This window comes from Bacillus sp. EA-CB0995 (assembly GCF_055814245.1).
In genome coordinates, this window is sequence record NZ_CP169269.1 from 2,839,488 (window position 1) to 2,857,435 (window position 17,948).

A 17,948-nucleotide genomic window follows, 5' to 3' on the forward strand; every position below is an offset into this window, starting at 1 on the left:
CTTCTTAGGACAAAATATAAAAAACCCTATGGTAAAGAACCATAGGGTGGTATAGCAATCACATTTAATCCCCCTAACTCGGGGTTTTTCTTTTTCATAGCACCTCCATTTTATCTTACTCTCCCAAGGACTTCAAGCACCAAATTATTATATTAATAATAGAAATGAATATTCTAATCTTAGGTGTTTCAATAAAAACAGTTGAAAATATGCTATGTCAGGAAAATGACATGGTTTCTATTAGTTTTATCCTTTTTTACAGCCATGTCATTTTGTTCAGTTGGTGCAATACTAATAAAAACCGATCTTATTCTATCATAAGATCGGTTTTCTTCTATTATATATTACCCCACTACAACTTCTTCTCTTTTTTCTGTTTTACTCGTTATATGTTCTACAATGTGACGAGCGATGTGAACGCCGCAAGCGCTTGCTTGTGCTAATCCGCGTGTTACGCCAGCACCGTCTCCACCTAAGTATAAGCCAGAAATTTCAGATTCAAAATGTTCGGTTAGTTTTGGTCTTGCTGAGTAGAATTTTGCTTCTACGCCGTAAAATAATGTATGTTCAGATGCAATACCTGGTGTGACGTGATTCAATGCTTCTGTCATTTCAATTAAACTTTTCATTGTATTGTATGGCAATACAAGACCTAAGTCACCTGGTACTGCTTCTTTTAATGTCGGCTCAAGGAAACCTTCTTGAATACGCTTCGGTGTAGAACGACGACCTTTTAGAATGTCTCCGTACTTTTGTACCGTCACTCCGCCCATTGAAATACGGTTTGCTAGACGTGATACTTCATGTGCGTATTCGTTCGGTTGATCGAATGGCTCTGAAAATTGATGTGATACTAAGAGCGCAAAGTTCGTGTTATCACTGCCAAGCGCAGGATCTTTGTACGCATGACCATTCGCTGTCATAATACCGGAGTGGTTTTCAACAACAACGTGACCAGATGGGTTACTACAGAATGTACGTACTCGCGTTCCGACAGATGTATTGAATACGAATTTCCCTTCATAGAGATGTTTGTTGATTTCCTCCATCACAATGTTTGAAGTTTCAACACGAACACCAATATCAACTTGGTTCGCGTTCATTTTTAAACGGCGCTTTTTCATAATTTTTGTTAACCAAGCAGATCCGTCACGTCCTGGTACAATTACTACTTTTTTCGCAGATAGCATTGTTCCGTCTTTTAAAACAATGCCGCGTACGACATGTTCATTCTCCACTTTTTCAGTTATAATGTCGTCTACTTCTATTTTAAATTTCATATCGATTTTCTCTTTTAAATATTCGAAAATACTTTTTAAAATTTCTAAGTTTTGCTCTGTACCTAAGTGACGAACTTGTGCACGCAATAGTTTTAATCCAGCTGCGTAAGCGCGTTTTTCGATATCACGAACTTCATCTGTTAGTGGATCTGTAATTGAAGTAGTTGCACCGTGTGCTAAGTTAATTTCATCCACATATTTGATTAAATCCATTACAGTCGATGTAGATAAATAGTCTGTCATCCAACCACCGAATTCACTTGTAATGTTAAATTTCCCATCCGAATATGCTCCTGCACCGCCAAAACCATTTGTGATTGAGCATGCTGGTAAACATCCTGCATGATCTTTCTTTCCAGCAGCAGGTGGACATTTTGTTATTTTTTTCTGAAGAATCGGACAATTACGACGATAAATATCATGTCCTTTATCAATTAACAGCACTTTTGCATTTGGCATTTTAACAATTGTTTCATAGCAAGTAAAAATTCCAGCAGGACCTGCACCTACAACAATTACATCATAGTTCGTATTCATGTATTCATTCCCCCATTGCATTCCTTAGAAAACCCTTACTAAAAGTACCATTTTCTATTTGGAATGTCAACGAATTTAACGAATTATCTACGAAATAACAACTTTAATGTTCGTAAAAAAACCATTTTACCTCTGTTTTTTGGTTAAATAAGGATTTTACATAAGAAAGAACCGATTAATGTGTAATTAATCGGTTCACCATGACGCTCTTTCTAAATAACTAGAAGCGCACGCAACTAGCTCCAATGATAATTAGTAAAATGAATAACACAACAACAATCGCAAAGCCAGAACCACAGCCTCCACAGCCATAACCACCGTAGCCATATCCACCACAGCCATAACCTGGATATCCTCCACCATAACCCCACATAGTTTTTCACTCCTTACATCCATTTAAAATAGTTTACATTGACAAAATATGTAGGACAAACCTCACTTTGTATGTGTGTTTGCCTAGAAATAAAAAAATCTCCAGCTTAGCTAGAGATTTCGTCTACTGTACGATCAATATTTACAGGAATATGTTCAAATTTCACAACATCGAACAATCCATCTACTGTCATTTTTAAATGCGGGATTACTGGTAAAGATAAAAAAGATAGTGTTAAAAATGGGTTAAATTCAGTTTGTGCACCAAGCTGTTGTAAGCTTGTATTGATTGCTGTTATTTTTTTATAGACAAGTTCCGAACCTTCTTCTGACATAAGTCCCGCAATGTTCAACGATAATTGTTCAAGTACTACACCATTATTTACAACCACCATACCTCCTTGTATGTTATGAATAGTTGTAATTGCCTGTAATAGGTCTTCATCATTTGTTCCAACCGCGATAATGTTATGAGAATCATGAGCAACTGTTGTCGCAATAGCTCCTGATTGAAGACCAAATCCTTTCACGATTCCAATCCCGATTTGTCCTGTTCCTTTATGACGCTCTACAACCACTATCTTTAATTGATCGTCTCTCACAGACGGAATAAAATATCCTTTTTCTATCGTTACTGCCTCGATAATATGTTTCGTAATAAGCTGATTTGAAACAATTCCAATGATATTTGCAAGCATACCTTCTCCCATATGCAATTGTAAATCTTTTTTACTAATTGCAGGAAGATATACAGAGTTTGTAACCGCTTCGTGTTGCTTTTCTTTCATTTCTTCTCCGACATATTGTCCATTTGCTGCGACGCGTACTCCTTTAGTGTATACTTCATAAATCGAAAATGTTTCTAAATCATCAAGTAAAAGAAAATCTGCGTCATACCCTGGTGCAACTGCTCCTTTTGTTTTTAAACCGTAACACCGCGCTGCATAGAAGCTTGCCATTGAAATAGCAGTAATCGGTGCAATGCCTTTCTTAATTGCAAAACGCACATTATAATCAATACTTCCTTCTTCAATTAAGTCGTCTAAATGTTTATCATCTGTGCAAAATAGGCATCGATATGCATTTTTTTCTGTGACAGCTTCTAATAACGCCTCTACATTTTTCGCAACAGATCCTTCTCGAAGCATGACATACATCCCGCGCTCTATACGATCTAACATTTCTTCTTTTGTTGTGCATTCGTGATCCGTTGTAATCCCAGCAGCTCGGTATACATTTATATGCTGTGTACTTAGCCCAGCTCCGTGACCATCAATACAATTGGTTAATAGTAATTTGTTTAACATATCATCTTTCGCTTCAAAAACAGCTGGAAAATCCATTACTTCTGCAAGTCCTAACACTCGTGGATGTTTCAAAAATGGAGATAAATCTTCTGCATGCAATACTGCCCCGGCTTGTTCAAACGATGTTGCAGGTACACATGACGGAAGCATCATATATACATCAAGAGGAAGATTTTCAGATGCATCTAGCATAAATTGAATACCAGTAGTGCCATGTACATTGGCAATTTCATGTGGGTCGGCAATGACAGTCGTCACACCATGTGGAAGAACTACTTTTGCAAATTGTCCTGGTGTTACCATAGAAGATTCAATATGAACATGAGCATCAATTAACCCTGGACATACATAACGGCCTTTCGCATCGATTTCTACTTTTCCTTTATATGTTCCAATGCCAGCAATCACACCTTCTGCAATTGCAATATCTCCGATCATGATCTCCTTTGTAAATACATTTACAATTTGCGCATTTCGAATAACAAGATCTGCTTCTTTCGTTCCGTTTGCAACAAAAATAAGGTTCTGTAACTGTTGTTTGTTCATCATGATGTTCACGCTCCCTATAAAAATATACGAGAATAAACAGATGCCGCGCACATCTTGATTTACTCTCGTAGTCAAACTATTTATTCGGTAGTTTGGTAGAAACTTGTGGACCATATCTCCACGATTATACGAGAAATTTCTAGATTAATTTTTACATAGTCTAACTGGTCTCTTTAAAAAAAGCAAGATTTTTTACATATCTATGTTTTTTATATTCTCCTACAACTATCTTAAAGATATAAAAAACGACTCTGTCTTTTTTACATAACTGTATGAATAACATTCCTACGCTAAGGAGTTGTCTATTTGTACAGTTCACTCAAACTGTCGTCTCATTATCTCAACCATTCTAATTATTTATAAAGAAAAACGCAGCACATCGCTGCGTTTTTCTTTATAAATATGGGGATGCAAAAAATTTATCCCGCTTGACTTTTAGAAGAAAATTCACTCTTATCTTCTTGACCTGATAAACTTCCATTAATTTTCTCAGCTTCTATCATGTATTCTGTATAACTTCCACTTCTTACTCCCCAAAAATAAAAAACAAGTGCTATTGCTGTAATAAGAAGCATGTCCCAACCATATTGTATTATATTCATTCCGCCAAATTTGTAACTCCCAAGATAGGAAATCGTTACCATACATAGTAAATATACAATTAACCAAATGCTCGAACGGAACTGATTTCTAAATCCGCGCCATTTATTTTTATATTGATAATAAAAATAAATCGGTAATCCAATTGCCATGATGAACAATACCTCACCTGTTAGCGGCCAGCGTGCCCAATACAAAGTGAGAGATGCAAAAACAAATCCACACGGAGCAATAAAATTAGCTCCTTTTAAACGAAACGGACGATATAAATGACCCGCTGTACTTCGTAATGTCATAAGTGCAATTGGTCCCATAATATAAGAAATCAACGTGGCAACTGAAATAATTTCAGCTAAAACGCCCCATCCACGAAATAATATTAAAAAAGAAAACATATACATAAGTTCAAAATTAAAGCTGGACGAGGAACACCATACACAGGGTGTAAAACACCTAATTTTTTAGGTAGATAACCATTTTTCTCCATTCCATAAACCATACGAGCTGTTGTTGCAGTATAAGTAGTTCCAGACCCAGATGGAGAGATAAACGCATCGGCATATAGTAAGATAACTAACCAGTTCATTCCGAGTGCAATTGCCAAATCAGCAAACGGAGAATTGAAATTCAAATGATTCCATCCTTTTGCAACTACCTCCGGATTTACTGCTCCAATAAAGGCAACCTGCAGTACAACATACACAACTGTAGCAATCAAAATAGATCCGATGACTGCAACTGGAATAGAGCGGTTCGGCTTATTCGCTTCACCGGCCATATTGATCGGACTTTGAAATCCATTAAAAGCAAATACAATTCCAGAAGTAGCAACTGCCGTGAGTACACTTGCCCATCCATATGGTGCCATCCCCTGTGAAGTTGTAAAGTTACTTTCTTGAAATCCAACAAATAACAAGGTACCAGCAGTAATTCCAGGCACAATAATTTTAAAGATTGTAATCCAAGAATTTGCCTTTGCAAAAAGGTTAACTGTCCAATAATTCAGGAAAAAATATACGAAAAGTAATACAGATGCAACTAGTAATCCTTTAGATGTTAATACATTATCTTGTACAAGCGAATGTGTCCAACTAGCCCATTTCCACGGCCATGTACTCATATATTGAACAGAAGCAATAGCTTCTACTGGAATCGTAGAAGTAATTGCAATCCAATTGGCCCATCCTGCCAAAAATCCAACCAATGAACCGTGGGAATATTGCGGATACTTTACCATTCCTCCTGTTTCAGGAAACATAGCTCCAAGTTCTGCATAAGACAATGCAATAAATAAAATAACGACCATACCAATCATCCAAGAAAATATAGCAGCCGGCCCCGCAATTTCTGCAGCTCTCCAAGCTCCAAATAGCCATCCTGAACCAATCATGGAACCGAGCCCCGTCATAGTAAGGGCAAACGTCCCCATCTTCCTGTGCATAGAATTCATCCCAATCTACTCCTTTTCTATTATAGAAAAATAAAAAGCACTTGATAAAAATATCAAGTGCTTGCCCAGACGCGCGGCTCATAAATCCATATGCTCCCTCATGGTAATCCATGTTGCGCCAGTTACATATGGGAATTAAATTCTTTTTTTAATATACAATACTATTAGAAAATTAACAATAGCTTTAATACATTTTATTTAACACAAAAACAACATGTAATTATTTTTTGATAATAACAATTTATTATCTTATCTTTTCAATAAAAAAACGCAGTTAAAGCATTCATAAATCATTTATTTCCAAAAACTTAATGTTTACAAATGCTAATTTTGCACAAAATATTCGTTAACTTTTACCAAAAAAATCAATTGTAACAAAACTTTTTCCTCTCTCTTCAAAGAAATAATCAGCAGTTATCAAGTACTTATGACATTTGTACATGCATATAGTTGTAATGATGATACTAGAGGAGGGAAAATAAATGAATCCATCTGAAGTAGAAAAGTATGCGCAGCAAGCTGCAATGTATGAGCAACTTGCTTGTTATTACAAATATATAAATCCACAAAAATATATGGAATTATATTTGAAACACTATAACGCTATGAAACAATTTGTACAGGCTTACGAGCACAGCCGGATATCACCACCACATTCAAGCGAACAATCATTACCATCTCAAGTTCGAATCTTACACGCTTCTCCTGATGCACCCACTGTTGATATTGTCATAAATGGACAAAAAGTGGTGAAAAACATTTCGTTTAAGCAGCATAGTCCATACCTTTCACTTACACAAGGACAATACCGCATTGATATCGTACCTGCCGGTGATGAAACTCCAATCTTTTCAGCTCTCGTTCCTGTAATGGGAAACCATGTATATACCCTTGCGGTAGCTGGTAATGTTGATAAACTTCAACTGTTACCTCTCATTGATAATACGCCTCTACCATACGGTCAAGCAAAAATACGATTCGTCCATTTATCTCCTGATACCCCCGAAGTAGATGTAGCTTTAAAAGATGGAGAAAAACTGTTCGAAAAGGCTGCATTTAAACAGGCAACAGATTTCTTGCAAGTAAGTCCTGGCGTAGCAGATATAGAAGTATCAGTTGCGGGAACAAAAAACGTGGTATTAACAATTCCCGAAGTGAAAATTGAGGGAAATAAAATTTATACAATTGTTGCACTTGGTTATGCAAATAAATCACCAAAGTTAGAAACAGTATTTTTAACAAATTAAAAAGTCTACACTGCTATCGCTGTGTAGACTTTTCTTTTTATCCCGCATTAACGGGCTTTCCATCAATGGGGGATGCCCCCACTGATGGAAGTTTCACTTTATTCTATATCGATTTTTCAAAAGAAATATGAAATTCTGTCCATTCTTCTGTTGACTTACATGTAATAGACCCTTTATGTTTTTCAACAATTTGCTTACAAACAAATAGGCCAATTCCAGTTCCTAACTTTTTTGTCGTTACAAATGGTTCAAATATTGTTTCAATATTTTTTGGCGGAATCATCGGTCCATTATTTTTAATAAAAATATGTATTAGTTCTTCATCTTCACACACATCAATAACAATTTTCTTACTTTCTTCCATTCCTTCAAGAGCGTCAATGGAGTTCATTAAAATATTTAAAAGCACTTGCCTAACTTCACTTCGATACCCGATAAATGGTATTGGATACGGCAGATTTTTCTCAATAGAAACATTTGCATTCACTAAGCTTGGATATAAGAACTGGATAATATCATGAAATAAATCATTCAGCCAAAACCGCTCTGCTTCATTCCAAATTTCTTTTTGGAAACAAGTAAAAATTGAGAAATTCTAAAATTTAGTTGGTCAAGCTCATGCGAAATAATATCTAAATATGGAAGATGCGGTTGATCTGATTGTAACAGTTTTACAAACCCCATAATAGAAGTTAGCGGATTGCGAAACTCATGAACGAAACTTGCTGACATTTGTCCCAAAATTGTCAATCTCTCTTTATGTGTTTCGTTAATGAATTGTTGCTTTTCTTCCAAATTTTTCGATATAATTTCTGAGTATTTCAAAACTGTATAATAGATTAGACGGTCAAAACAAGTATGTATTTTCCCCATGATTGGTTTCAATTCACGAGCACTCACATCTAATTCACACATTGCCTCAAACAATTCATTCCGTCCTACATTCGCATTATAGACAAAATCTCCAATATTTGCATCTGCCTCCGCACGCTCAATGGCGATTTTCTCGCATAACAGTCTAATATGTTCAATTTCTTTCTCTTGCATAATGAGTTCCATCATTAATGTTAATAAATTTTCTCCATTTTCAATGATTTCTTTTTTAAACGGATCATTTGCTGAAATAATAATTTTGGTTTTCCAGTTCTCTATGAATTGTTGACTATTCTTTTTTAAGTACGTACAAAACATTTTACTAATATCCTTATCGATTGGAAAAACCCCCATTCCCTCCATCTCCATACAAAAAATACCCTATATATTTTGAATATTAACACAAAAAACAAATTTCGTTAAGAGAGTAATGTCACATTTTGTTATTTCATGTTGATAAAATTTTAAAATTCAGTACGTGAAATTACTTTTTTTGCATCCTTTTCATTTCTTTCGTACAATAGAAATAGGAAAGGTGTGAAAAAATGGGAAATAAAAATGTGGAAGATTATCTTCAAGAAGGCATTCATGGACAAAAACAAAACAAACCTGAAGAACGCAACATGTTTTTAAGCACATTGCGTGAGCGTGTGGAAATTGCGTTAACGATTGGGCAAGTCATGCAAACAAACGTATATACAGCAGTAAAAGAAAGCATGGGTTCTTCTCAAGGATTAACATTGTATGTGAACGGTAGCATCGCTTACCCACATTTATCTAAATACATTAAATTAGCAAATGAAAAACAAGTACCGTTTACAATTGTACAAAATAAAGATACAAACACACCAATTGGCCTTGTACTCGCGCATGATACAGCAGTTGAGAAAGAGCATATTTATGTAGAAGATGAAATTTACAAGCAAGAGATGAACTAACAAAAGTACACCTGACTAGAAGTCGGGTGCATTTTTATAAAGTGAAACTTCCATCAGTGGGTACATGCCAGCAGTTATCCCCCACCTATCCTTTAAATCTTGAGGTGGGGGTCTTACTACCCGCGAATAGCGGGATAAAATACTTTACCGTAAATAAAAAACCTCACCATATGGGCAAGGTTATGAACTTACTTGTTCTTGGAGTGAAACATGTTGTTCTGTTACTTCTACAGGCTGCGGCGCAATTTGCTTCGTCACTTCAATTTGTTTAATGTAATGACCGTCTAATTCAACAATACGAAATTTATAATTTTCAATGTCGACAATATCACCTTGTTTAATTTCAAGATGTTCTGTTAAAATCCAGCCACCAATTGTATCGACGTCTCCATCGTCAATTGAAAGCCCTAATAATGCATTGACTTCACTAACAAGCACTTTTCCTTCTAAAATTGTTTTCGTTTCGCTAATGCGCTGAATCTCCGGCTTTTCATCCGTATCAAATTCATCCTGTATATCACCAACGATTTCTTCTAATATATCTTCAACTGTTACAAGTCCAGATGTTCCGCCGTATTCATCCACTAAAATTGCCATATGTGTACGTTCACGCTGCATTTTCACAAACAAATCATGAATAGCAATTGATTCAATAATTTGAATAATCGGACGGGCATACTGTGCAACGGTTTCTTTATTTGTACCATCATGTTTCACAAAATCTGTAAAAATATCTTTAAAATTTACAAAACCAATAACATGATCTTTATCGCCGTCAATGATAGGATATCTTGTATACTTCTCATTTGACATCAATTTCATTGCTTCCTTAACAGATTTCTCTTTTCCTAAAATTACCATTTCTGTGCGTGGAACCATAATTTCTTTCGCAAGTCGATCATCAAATTCGAAAATCTTATTTACATATTTATATTCTGATTGATTAATTTCACCTTTTTTATAACTCTCTGATACAAGCATACGTAACTCTTCTTCAGAGTGTGCTACCTCATGTTTATGCATTGGTTTTAGCCCAAACATTCTCATAACAATACGTGCTGAACCATTTAATGTCCAAATAAATGGATACGCCAGTCGGTAGAAAAAGATAAGCGGTCTTGCAACTGCTAAACTAATCCCTTCCGCCTTTTGAATTGCCAATGTTTTTGGAGCTAACTCACCTACTACGACGTGAAAAAAGTAATAAACATCAAAGCTAGAAAAACAGATAAGACGGATTCCAACGAGGGAGGCACTTCCAATCTTGCAAATATCGGATCAAGCATACGTTTAACCGTCGGTTCTCCTAGCCATCCAAGGCCAAGTGCTGTCACTGTAATTCCCAACTGACACGCTGATAAATACTCGTCTAAGTTTGTAATGACTGTTTTCGCAGCAGTTGCACGTTTATTTCCTTCTGCAATTAAATAATCGATGCGTGAGCTCCTAACTTTGACAATTGCAAATTCAGACGCAACGAAGAAAGCAGTTAAGGCAATTAAAACAATCACCATACTTATACTAAATATGTCCAAATACGTTTCCTTACTCACTTTGTAAGTAAGGAAGCCACCTCCTAATAGTTTTATTCTAAAGAAAGGACTTCTCTAACAATCTTACAAGTTTCTACACTAGCAATCTCCTTGTATACATTATATGCATACATAATAAAGATATTTACGTTTATGATAACGAAACTTATACTCTCCGTCAAATAAGAGAAACAACTGAAATTAGACAACTTTTGTTCATTTTCGAGATGTTTTCTTTCTTACAATTTTATTTTTGTGAAAAAGCACTTTCTTTGCCGATTTCTCACTTCTTTTGTCAAGTATGCAGGGAACGAACAAACTATCACGAAACCTTCTAACAACAAGATTTGGGAGGGATTATTGTGGAATATATTGTGGAATATAAAACGCCGATGATTGCCAAAAAATTAGGTACTAGTCCAAAAGCTGTCATCCGTCTTGCGCAGCAAATTGGATTAGAATTAAAAAAGAATAAATTTGGACACTATGTTTTTTACGAACAAGATTTACAACAAATGCTTGAATTTCAACGCTCTGTACCAAACCAAGAACATGAACCATCTTCCTATCATGCTGCTGAAGCAGCACCATCCAATGAAATGCAACAATTTATAACGCAATTAAAAGACATTTCCTTGCGCTTAGATCGGCTAGAAGAAAAATTACAAGAAAAAGCAGATGATGTGGTGAATTATCAATTGTTACAACACCGTAATGAAATGGAAGAAATGCACGCAAGAATTGAGCAATTAGAAATGACACTTAAGCAAAAAGAATCAATTTATATGACGCCAGAAGTAGCAGCAGCAAAACAGGAAGAAAAACCGAAGCGTCGTAAAATGCTTTTAAGCATTTTTGGATTTTAATATATCATAATAAAAAAGACGATGTTCTTTATAAACATCGTCTTTTTTATTATGATAACATAGCTTTCATATCTTCTTCTGCTGTTGTAATTAGTTTTAAGCGAAATGCCTCTTGCAACACTTGCAGTACACCTGGTGATATAAACTCCGGCGCTTTCGGACCAATACGAATATCTTGAATACCAAGGCTAAATAACCCAAGTAAAATCGCTACAGCCTTTTGCTCAAACCAAGACAGTACAATGCTGACTGGTAGCTCATTCACTTCACATTGGAACGCTTCCGCTAAAGCTACTGCAATTTTCACTGTTGAAATTGAATTATTACATTGTCCCAAATCAATAAAACGCGGTATATTCGTTTCAGGTACAACGCCATAATCTACATCATTAAAGCGAAATTTACCGCAAGATGTCGTTAAAATAACTGTTTCTGCTGGTAATGATGTTGCTAATTCACGATAATATTCTCCACCTTTTCCCGGCGCATCACAGCCAGCAATTACAAAGAAACGTTGAATCTTACCAGCTTTCACAGCATCAATAATTTCTGGTGCGAGCGATAATACCGTCTCATGATGAAATCCTGTTATTAATTGTTCTTCTGATTCCATTTGTACATCTGAAAGTTTCAATGCCGTTTCAATAAGTGGTGTAAAATCATCATTTTCAATTTTACGTACCCCTTCTAACCCTGCAACGTCATAGGAAAAGAAGCGATCTGCATATGTGCCTTTAATTGGCATAACACAATTTGTCGTTGCTAATATAGCTCCTGAAAATTTTTCGAATAAGCGACGCTGATCGTACCAAGCCTTTCCGATGTTCCCTTTTAAATGTGCATATTTTTTCAACTGTGGATAACCGTGTGCTGGCAGCATTTCAGAATGTGTATAAATATTGATATTTTTTCCTTCTGTTTGCTTTAATAACTCTTCTAGGGCAAATAAATTATGCCCTGTAACAACAATTGCTTTTCCATAGGCACGATTTTGTGTAATTTGTACTGGTTCCGGCACTCCAAAATGTTCAGTATGTGCCTTATCAAGTAGTTCCATCACGCGAATAGCAGCTTTTCCGACTTTCATTGCCATATCTAAATGTTCTTGTTCATTAAAGTTTGAATTTGTTAACGTCATGTATAACGCTTCATGTGTTACTGCATCTACAAACGGATCTGTGTACCCTAGTTGCGCTGCATGAGTGCGATATGCGGCAATTCCTTTTAAAGCAAAGACGATAATATCTTGCAAGCTTGCAATTGTTTCGTCTTTACCACAAACTCCAATCACTTTACATCCACCGGTAGGCGTTTGTTCACATTGATGACAAAACATCATTCCCATCCCCTCTCTAGCAATCTTTACAATGTAAGCGTAATACACATCGCTATTGGAAGATGTGATGATAATCACATGGAATGATGCAATTTTGTGACAATCTTCATCTTGTTAACATAATTTTTTTACTGTTCTCCTGGATTAAAACTTGTGCATGTGCATTTCCTTGAATCACATCACGAAACTCTTTAAAGAGTACATATGAGTTAATCCTTTCATAACATGAATGCGAACCGGTACACCTTGCAGTTTATCATTAATAGCAAACGAATCATCAATTGGCTCGATTGGAAATCCTAATGAACGTAAGTACATATACATCCGCTTTGTTACAACCGCAATATACCACTCTGCTTTTACTTCTAATGCATGTATAAATAAAATCGTCGCAAGTTGTTTAAATTGTCCACGACCGCGAGATGTTTTTGCAATACTTAATTTCCCAATCTCGTACACGTTTTTTAAATCTTTTATATATTTATTTTTAGAAAACGGGTAAAAAAACTCAGAATTTGATTGCTCAGGTACTGTATAATTTATACATTCAACAGTTCCGATGTAATGATTTTCTTCTACCAATAAAAATCTTGAAGGTGTTAAATTTCGTTCTACAAACATTAAGTTTCGTTCTTCACAAAAATCTCCCCATAATTGCTCGAACCAAAAATGTTCTTCCTTTGTTTGAACACGTTGGAACATACTCCCCGCCTTTCTCATCACCCTTTACTTTTTTGTTAGCGCTTTCACCATATATCATATAAAAAGGAAACATGCTATGCAAGAAAAACTATTTCTTTATTTATAGTTTCCATATATGAATCATCATTCCTGTATTACTTTTATATTTATATAAAAAATTTACAAAAGACATGACAATATTTAAAAAAAGGAAACATGTTACAGACCGGGAATGACATCCTCACCTTAATATTCAGAGGAAGCAAAAAATGAGTGGAGATAAGGTCCCTACTAATAAAAGTTTCACTTTATTCCCTTATCTCCGCTAACCAATGCTGAAAAATATTTAATAGTTCTTTTTTCCCTGCTAGCCTCTCTTCTCCCTTTTTCGTTTTATACGGATACAATTGTAAAAATACACCACAACCTGCTTCAATTTTTTTCGAATGCATATTGCTTCCTGGATATACACATATGACTTCATAAATCGCACGGCGATGAAATAATCGTTTTCCATTCTGCTTTTCTACATATTTAATTGACCAATATTTGTACATCTGTTCGGTTGCTTTCGTATTTCCAACTGATTGAAAAATGTTATACATCGGACTATACTTCACTTCAATAATAATAGATGATTGATATTCATAAGCAGTTTCTCCTCTTTTATAACAATCAATACGGATATCCGGCTTTTTTGTGTCTTCTCCATTATAAAAATGACTATTTTTACTAAGCGCAATAAGCGGATGTGTTTCAATTAAATCATTAAAAGCCACATGCAGCTGCAAATCTTTATTGTCTAACACAATTGTTGTTCCATCTTGTAAACCGTCTAAATAAAAATAAGATTGAATTTGCTCTGCAATTGACAGGGAATCAACAAAACCAATCTCTTGTAAAATTGCAATAACAGTAAAATACGCAAAGTACTCATAAATTAAAAATGTCGGCTTATAAACAAATAAAAACGATGGTTCTAATTCATTGCGATGCGGTGAGAACTCAAGTTGATGTAATAATTGATGATATACAGGAGGCAGCGAATGTATTGTAAGTGTAACTTCTTCCCGAATCCCTCTCCAAAACGGCGTATATAGAAGATATGAAAAATATGTGAGTGTACTTTGCAAAATTGTATAGAGCACTTTATATTCTTGGATTTTCATTGCCATTTTGCGTAGGTCAGTGTCTTTTAACAAGTGGATGTTGCGATATTTTTGTTTGTCTCGTTCGGTCACAGATCCATTTCGTTCAATCGTTTGTAAAATAGTATGCACTGCTTTTTTCTCTTCTCTCCGCGTTTGTTGTGCACTCTCTAGTTTCTGAATGGTTTCGCGTAAAAATGAATCAATTTCTAATAACTTATTATAAAATTGATTCGTTTTATATTTCACATAGCCATTTTCTTTACTATGCTTTTGCTCCCTAAAGCAGCGATTATACCATTTTGCATACGGCTTTTTCTCATGTGTAATGATGCTTTTTCTTGTTGGTTTTCTCTCTCTCATCTCCCATATATACTCTTGTTCAAAATTTGTTTTTTTCTGCACTTCATAATATAACTGCTTTACTTTTTTCATTTTTTGCGGCAGTGCACGGAGTATGCGCATATATGAATAATCTTCAATATCTGTAAACGTAACAAACGTCTTTTTATAATACCCACGATCTAAAATAATTCCACCTAGCACAGACTTTACATATTGCTGAATTAACTCTAGCTGATCATCAAAAAAGTTTTTCGGAACAATTTGAAATGCTCCGTAAAACAATTCTTCTCCAACCTGCACTTCAAAATGATATACACCACAGCGCCATGGATATAAATAGTCTGTTTTACCATGCTCATACAGTAAAACAGTACGTTGTCGTTCATTAAGTTCATATTTCCATTCCATATGTTGCTTTTGCCCTTCATATACTTTATTCCAAATAAACGTAATCTTTATTGACTTTTGTGATTGTATATGTAGCCGGAGCGGTTTTAATTCTTGAATTTTGTACACACACGAAGAAATTGTAAATGGCGAAGTACAAAGTTTATTCAATACAATATGCTCACCCTTCTCTTCTGCCCCTACTATTATTTTCAGCACAAAAGGAAGCCTCTCCCCTGTCTCTATAATTTCTGTTTCACACGCACTCTCATTTAACATATCCGTACAGCTCCAATTCTCGCCGTTTCTGCTTCATATACATTAGAGAATTTTCAAAAGTTGATACACGATTTGCAAGTGCTGATTGCAGCAATTGTACAAGAGACATCTCTTTTTTCCCTCTTCACGAAGCAATGCACCAATTGTCGCTTCTGTACCACGTAACTTCGTTAAAATACGTTGTTTTATTTGCAGGTCAAATGCTTCTTCACGGCTTATTAACAAAGATCGGCCTTCATCACATGGAATATTGTTCAAATAAGATGCAATTGCTGACGCAACGCGAAAAGAAATTCCTTTTGAAGTATCGTGATGAAATAACAGTTGATGCATTTTATCTAATAACTCTAATTCTTCATCTGTAAATACATCAAGCATTGCCTTGCGATAAACCCAGTTCATTCGAAATTCTAATGCAGAAACAGAAAATGTAAACGGAAGATGTAGCATTTTTTTCTCCACCATGCTCATCTCACAAAATGGAATTTTTTGAAGTAATACAACATTTACACGATCTAATAAACGGTCAGATAGCTCCTTTGTTGTTTCATCAAAATTAACTGTACCAATAAAAATGATATTATCACCAATTTCAATTTGTGATGGTATATCCTGTTCTTTTTCATTACAAGCTGCATACAAAGATAAAATACGATTTTTCCGATCTAATTGCAGGAGAGATAAAAAAGGAGTAAACCAATGCTCAATATACGACATATTCATTTCATCAAATACAATCATATATAATTGATTTGGGTTTTCAGCTGCTTCCAAAAGTGTTCGTACAAGTTTTGTTTCACTTTCCATGTACGTTCCATTTGAATGTAGATAGCCTAGTACATCATGAGGTTCTTGATAGGATGGTGACACCGGAATCCAAATAAAATTTTTCCCAAACGTTAATCCGAGTGCTTCCGCATAGGTTTGCACAAATTGTGATTTTCCAATACCAGGCATACCGCCTACTATTGTTAATAGATTTGTTTTTACACAAACATGAAAATTGTAAATATCGCTCTCATCAATATATAATTCTTTTTCTGCGATAATTTGCTTTACATATTGTAAAAAAGAATGTTCACGTTCATTCCATTCGTTTCCTTTCTCTTGTTTACATGTATCGATAATTTCAATTTGTTTTCCACTCTCTTTTACTTGCTTTTCTAGCTGTTCATACACTTCTGTACGAACAAAAAACAAGCTATTCTCGACATTCATCTCGGCATATTGCACCCAATCGTCTACATCAAGGTAACGAACATCCCCCCTCTGCTCCCGATATGTAATAGCACTAATCGAAGGCTTCAAAAATATATTCCCATATATCCGCCCTTCATACCATAACAACTCTGGCGTACCAAAATCATGCGGAAATTTTGGTACCAAAAATGAAACATATCCTTTTCCAAGTTTTCTTTCAAATGCTTCTCTCGCCTTCGGAGCTGATAATTTAGGAGAAGGAATCACTTTATAGGAATTTGCTATTTCTCGTTCTTCAGCACGTATTAATTCCACATATAAAGCGCCTCCTGTATAAGAAAGACGAAATAACAACAATTGTTTTTCTCTTTTCCTTCTTTTACACTTGCAAAAAACTTTTCATTTTGTTTATTTTTATATAAACCCTCAAATATATAAGAACGTTCTCCAAAAGCAGCTTCAATTATATTTGGAATTGGTGAAAGACAAACGACAAAAAACGAGCCTTTCCTATCCTTTTGCTCTTCTACAAATTTTCCAACAAAACGCATATGCTGCAATCTTTTTACAAAGCTTGGATGAAGAGCTTTCTCCAGTTTCATCTCACTCACCTTCTTTTTTCGATGCTTTTATCATTGTATGAACAATAAAAGCAAACTAGAAACAAAAAACCTGACGCTTATCGTCAGGTTAAATGAAAGCCTTCTTTTTCTTGAGAAATTGCATTGTGAGCAATCCTCATTTTTGTTAGTACATAACGTAATGTATCTTCCGCATTCTCATCTCCGTGTATATGCATATTGGCTAAAACTTCTACAGAACACGCTAAATTCTCTACCGCTCCGCGCAGTTCGGGATGTCGATTAAAGAACGATTCTTGCACTAATAATTTTTGAACGTCTTTTGCTAACTCCGCAATTCGCACCAATTTTTCCGTCTCTTTCATAACAATCCCTCCTACACACCGTATAAACTAACTATTCTGCCAATTACTAAAAATCCCTGCTATTTCTATAAAAAT

Annotated in this window: 9 protein-coding genes, 5 pseudogenes and 2 riboswitches; of the genes and pseudogenes, 3 read left to right on the forward strand and 11 right to left on the reverse strand. The window is 35.3% G+C overall.

The features are described 5' to 3' along the window. Positions 1-344: 344 nt before the first annotated feature. The 4 genes and pseudogenes from ACEWFJ_RS14740 to ACEWFJ_RS14755 all read right to left on the reverse strand — a co-directional run bounded on the left by ACEWFJ_RS14740 (position 345) and on the right by ACEWFJ_RS14755 (position 6,095). Positions 345-1,817: an NAD(P)/FAD-dependent oxidoreductase gene (locus ACEWFJ_RS14740; RefSeq protein ID WP_473689063.1), complete on the reverse strand. Its 1,473-nt coding sequence runs from the start codon at positions 1,815-1,817 to the stop codon at positions 345-347. Positions 1,818-2,037: 220 nt separating this feature from the next. Further along, on the reverse strand, positions 2,038-2,190 hold the full coding sequence (locus tag ACEWFJ_RS14745) for a YjcZ family sporulation protein (protein WP_429709874.1): 153 nt from the start codon (positions 2,188-2,190) through the stop codon (positions 2,038-2,040). 106 nt (positions 2,191-2,296) lie between these two features. Then, a complete protein-coding gene (gene ade, locus ACEWFJ_RS14750) occupies positions 2,297-4,042 on the reverse strand; it encodes an adenine deaminase (protein ID WP_473692519.1) in 1,746 nt (581 codons plus the stop codon). 51 nt (positions 4,043-4,093) lie between these two features. Beyond that, positions 4,094-4,197, reverse strand: a riboswitch (purine riboswitch). Between the two features lie 267 nt (positions 4,198-4,464). Further along, a pseudogene (locus ACEWFJ_RS14755) lies at positions 4,465-6,095 on the reverse strand (APC family permease). Positions 6,096-6,151: 56 nt separating this feature from the next. Continuing rightward, positions 6,152-6,231: riboswitch (ZMP/ZTP riboswitch) on the reverse strand. Between the two features lie 346 nt (positions 6,232-6,577). Between ACEWFJ_RS14755 and ACEWFJ_RS14760 the strand changes: the two are divergent. Further along, positions 6,578-7,342 carry a DUF4397 domain-containing protein gene (locus ACEWFJ_RS14760; protein ID WP_473689064.1) on the forward strand — a complete coding sequence of 255 codons (765 nt, stop codon included), beginning with the start codon at positions 6,578-6,580 and terminating at the stop codon, positions 7,340-7,342. A gap of 103 nt (positions 7,343-7,445) precedes the next feature. Here ACEWFJ_RS14760 and ACEWFJ_RS14765 read toward each other — a convergent pair. Next, positions 7,446-8,584 (reverse strand): annotated as a pseudogene (locus ACEWFJ_RS14765) (BA2291 family sporulation histidine kinase). A gap of 176 nt (positions 8,585-8,760) precedes the next feature. On the opposite strand from ACEWFJ_RS14765, the gene ACEWFJ_RS14770 reads away from it, so the two are divergent. Continuing rightward, positions 8,761-9,153 carry a YueI family protein gene (locus ACEWFJ_RS14770; protein WP_230575774.1) on the forward strand — a complete coding sequence of 131 codons (393 nt, stop codon included), beginning with the start codon at positions 8,761-8,763 and terminating at the stop codon, positions 9,151-9,153. 180 nt (positions 9,154-9,333) lie between these two features. On the opposite strand, the pseudogene ACEWFJ_RS14775 reads toward ACEWFJ_RS14770, so the two are convergent. After that, positions 9,334-10,667: pseudogene (locus ACEWFJ_RS14775) on the reverse strand (hemolysin family protein). 392 nt (positions 10,668-11,059) lie between these two features. On the opposite strand from ACEWFJ_RS14775, the gene ACEWFJ_RS14780 reads away from it, so the two are divergent. Next, on the forward strand, positions 11,060-11,551 hold the full coding sequence (locus ACEWFJ_RS14780) for a chromosome segregation protein (RefSeq protein WP_253629423.1): 492 nt from the start codon (positions 11,060-11,062) through the stop codon (positions 11,549-11,551). A gap of 49 nt (positions 11,552-11,600) precedes the next feature. Here the strand turns inward: ACEWFJ_RS14780 and hcp are convergent, their stop codons facing one another. The 5 genes and pseudogenes from hcp to ACEWFJ_RS14805 all read right to left on the reverse strand — a co-directional run bounded on the left by hcp (position 11,601) and on the right by ACEWFJ_RS14805 (position 17,873). Continuing rightward, positions 11,601-12,887 (reverse strand): hydroxylamine reductase, encoded by a 1,287-nt coding sequence (gene hcp / locus ACEWFJ_RS14785; RefSeq protein ID WP_098307244.1) that lies wholly within the window; start codon positions 12,885-12,887, stop codon positions 11,601-11,603. A 106-nt stretch (positions 12,888-12,993) separates the two neighbouring features. Next, positions 12,994-13,589 (reverse strand): annotated as a pseudogene (locus ACEWFJ_RS14790) (hypothetical protein). 287 nt (positions 13,590-13,876) lie between these two features. Then, positions 13,877-15,727, reverse strand: a complete 1,851-nt coding sequence (locus ACEWFJ_RS14795; protein WP_473689065.1) for a hypothetical protein — start codon at positions 15,725-15,727, stop codon at positions 13,877-13,879. Then, positions 15,717-17,529: pseudogene (locus ACEWFJ_RS14800) on the reverse strand (AAA family ATPase). Before ACEWFJ_RS14800 ends, ACEWFJ_RS14795 begins: the two are co-directional and overlap by 11 nt. Positions 17,530-17,612: 83 nt before the next feature. Next, positions 17,613-17,873 carry a LemA domain protein gene (locus ACEWFJ_RS14805; RefSeq protein ID WP_098307236.1) on the reverse strand — a complete coding sequence of 87 codons (261 nt, stop codon included), beginning with the start codon at positions 17,871-17,873 and terminating at the stop codon, positions 17,613-17,615. Positions 17,874-17,948: the final 75 nt, after the last annotated feature.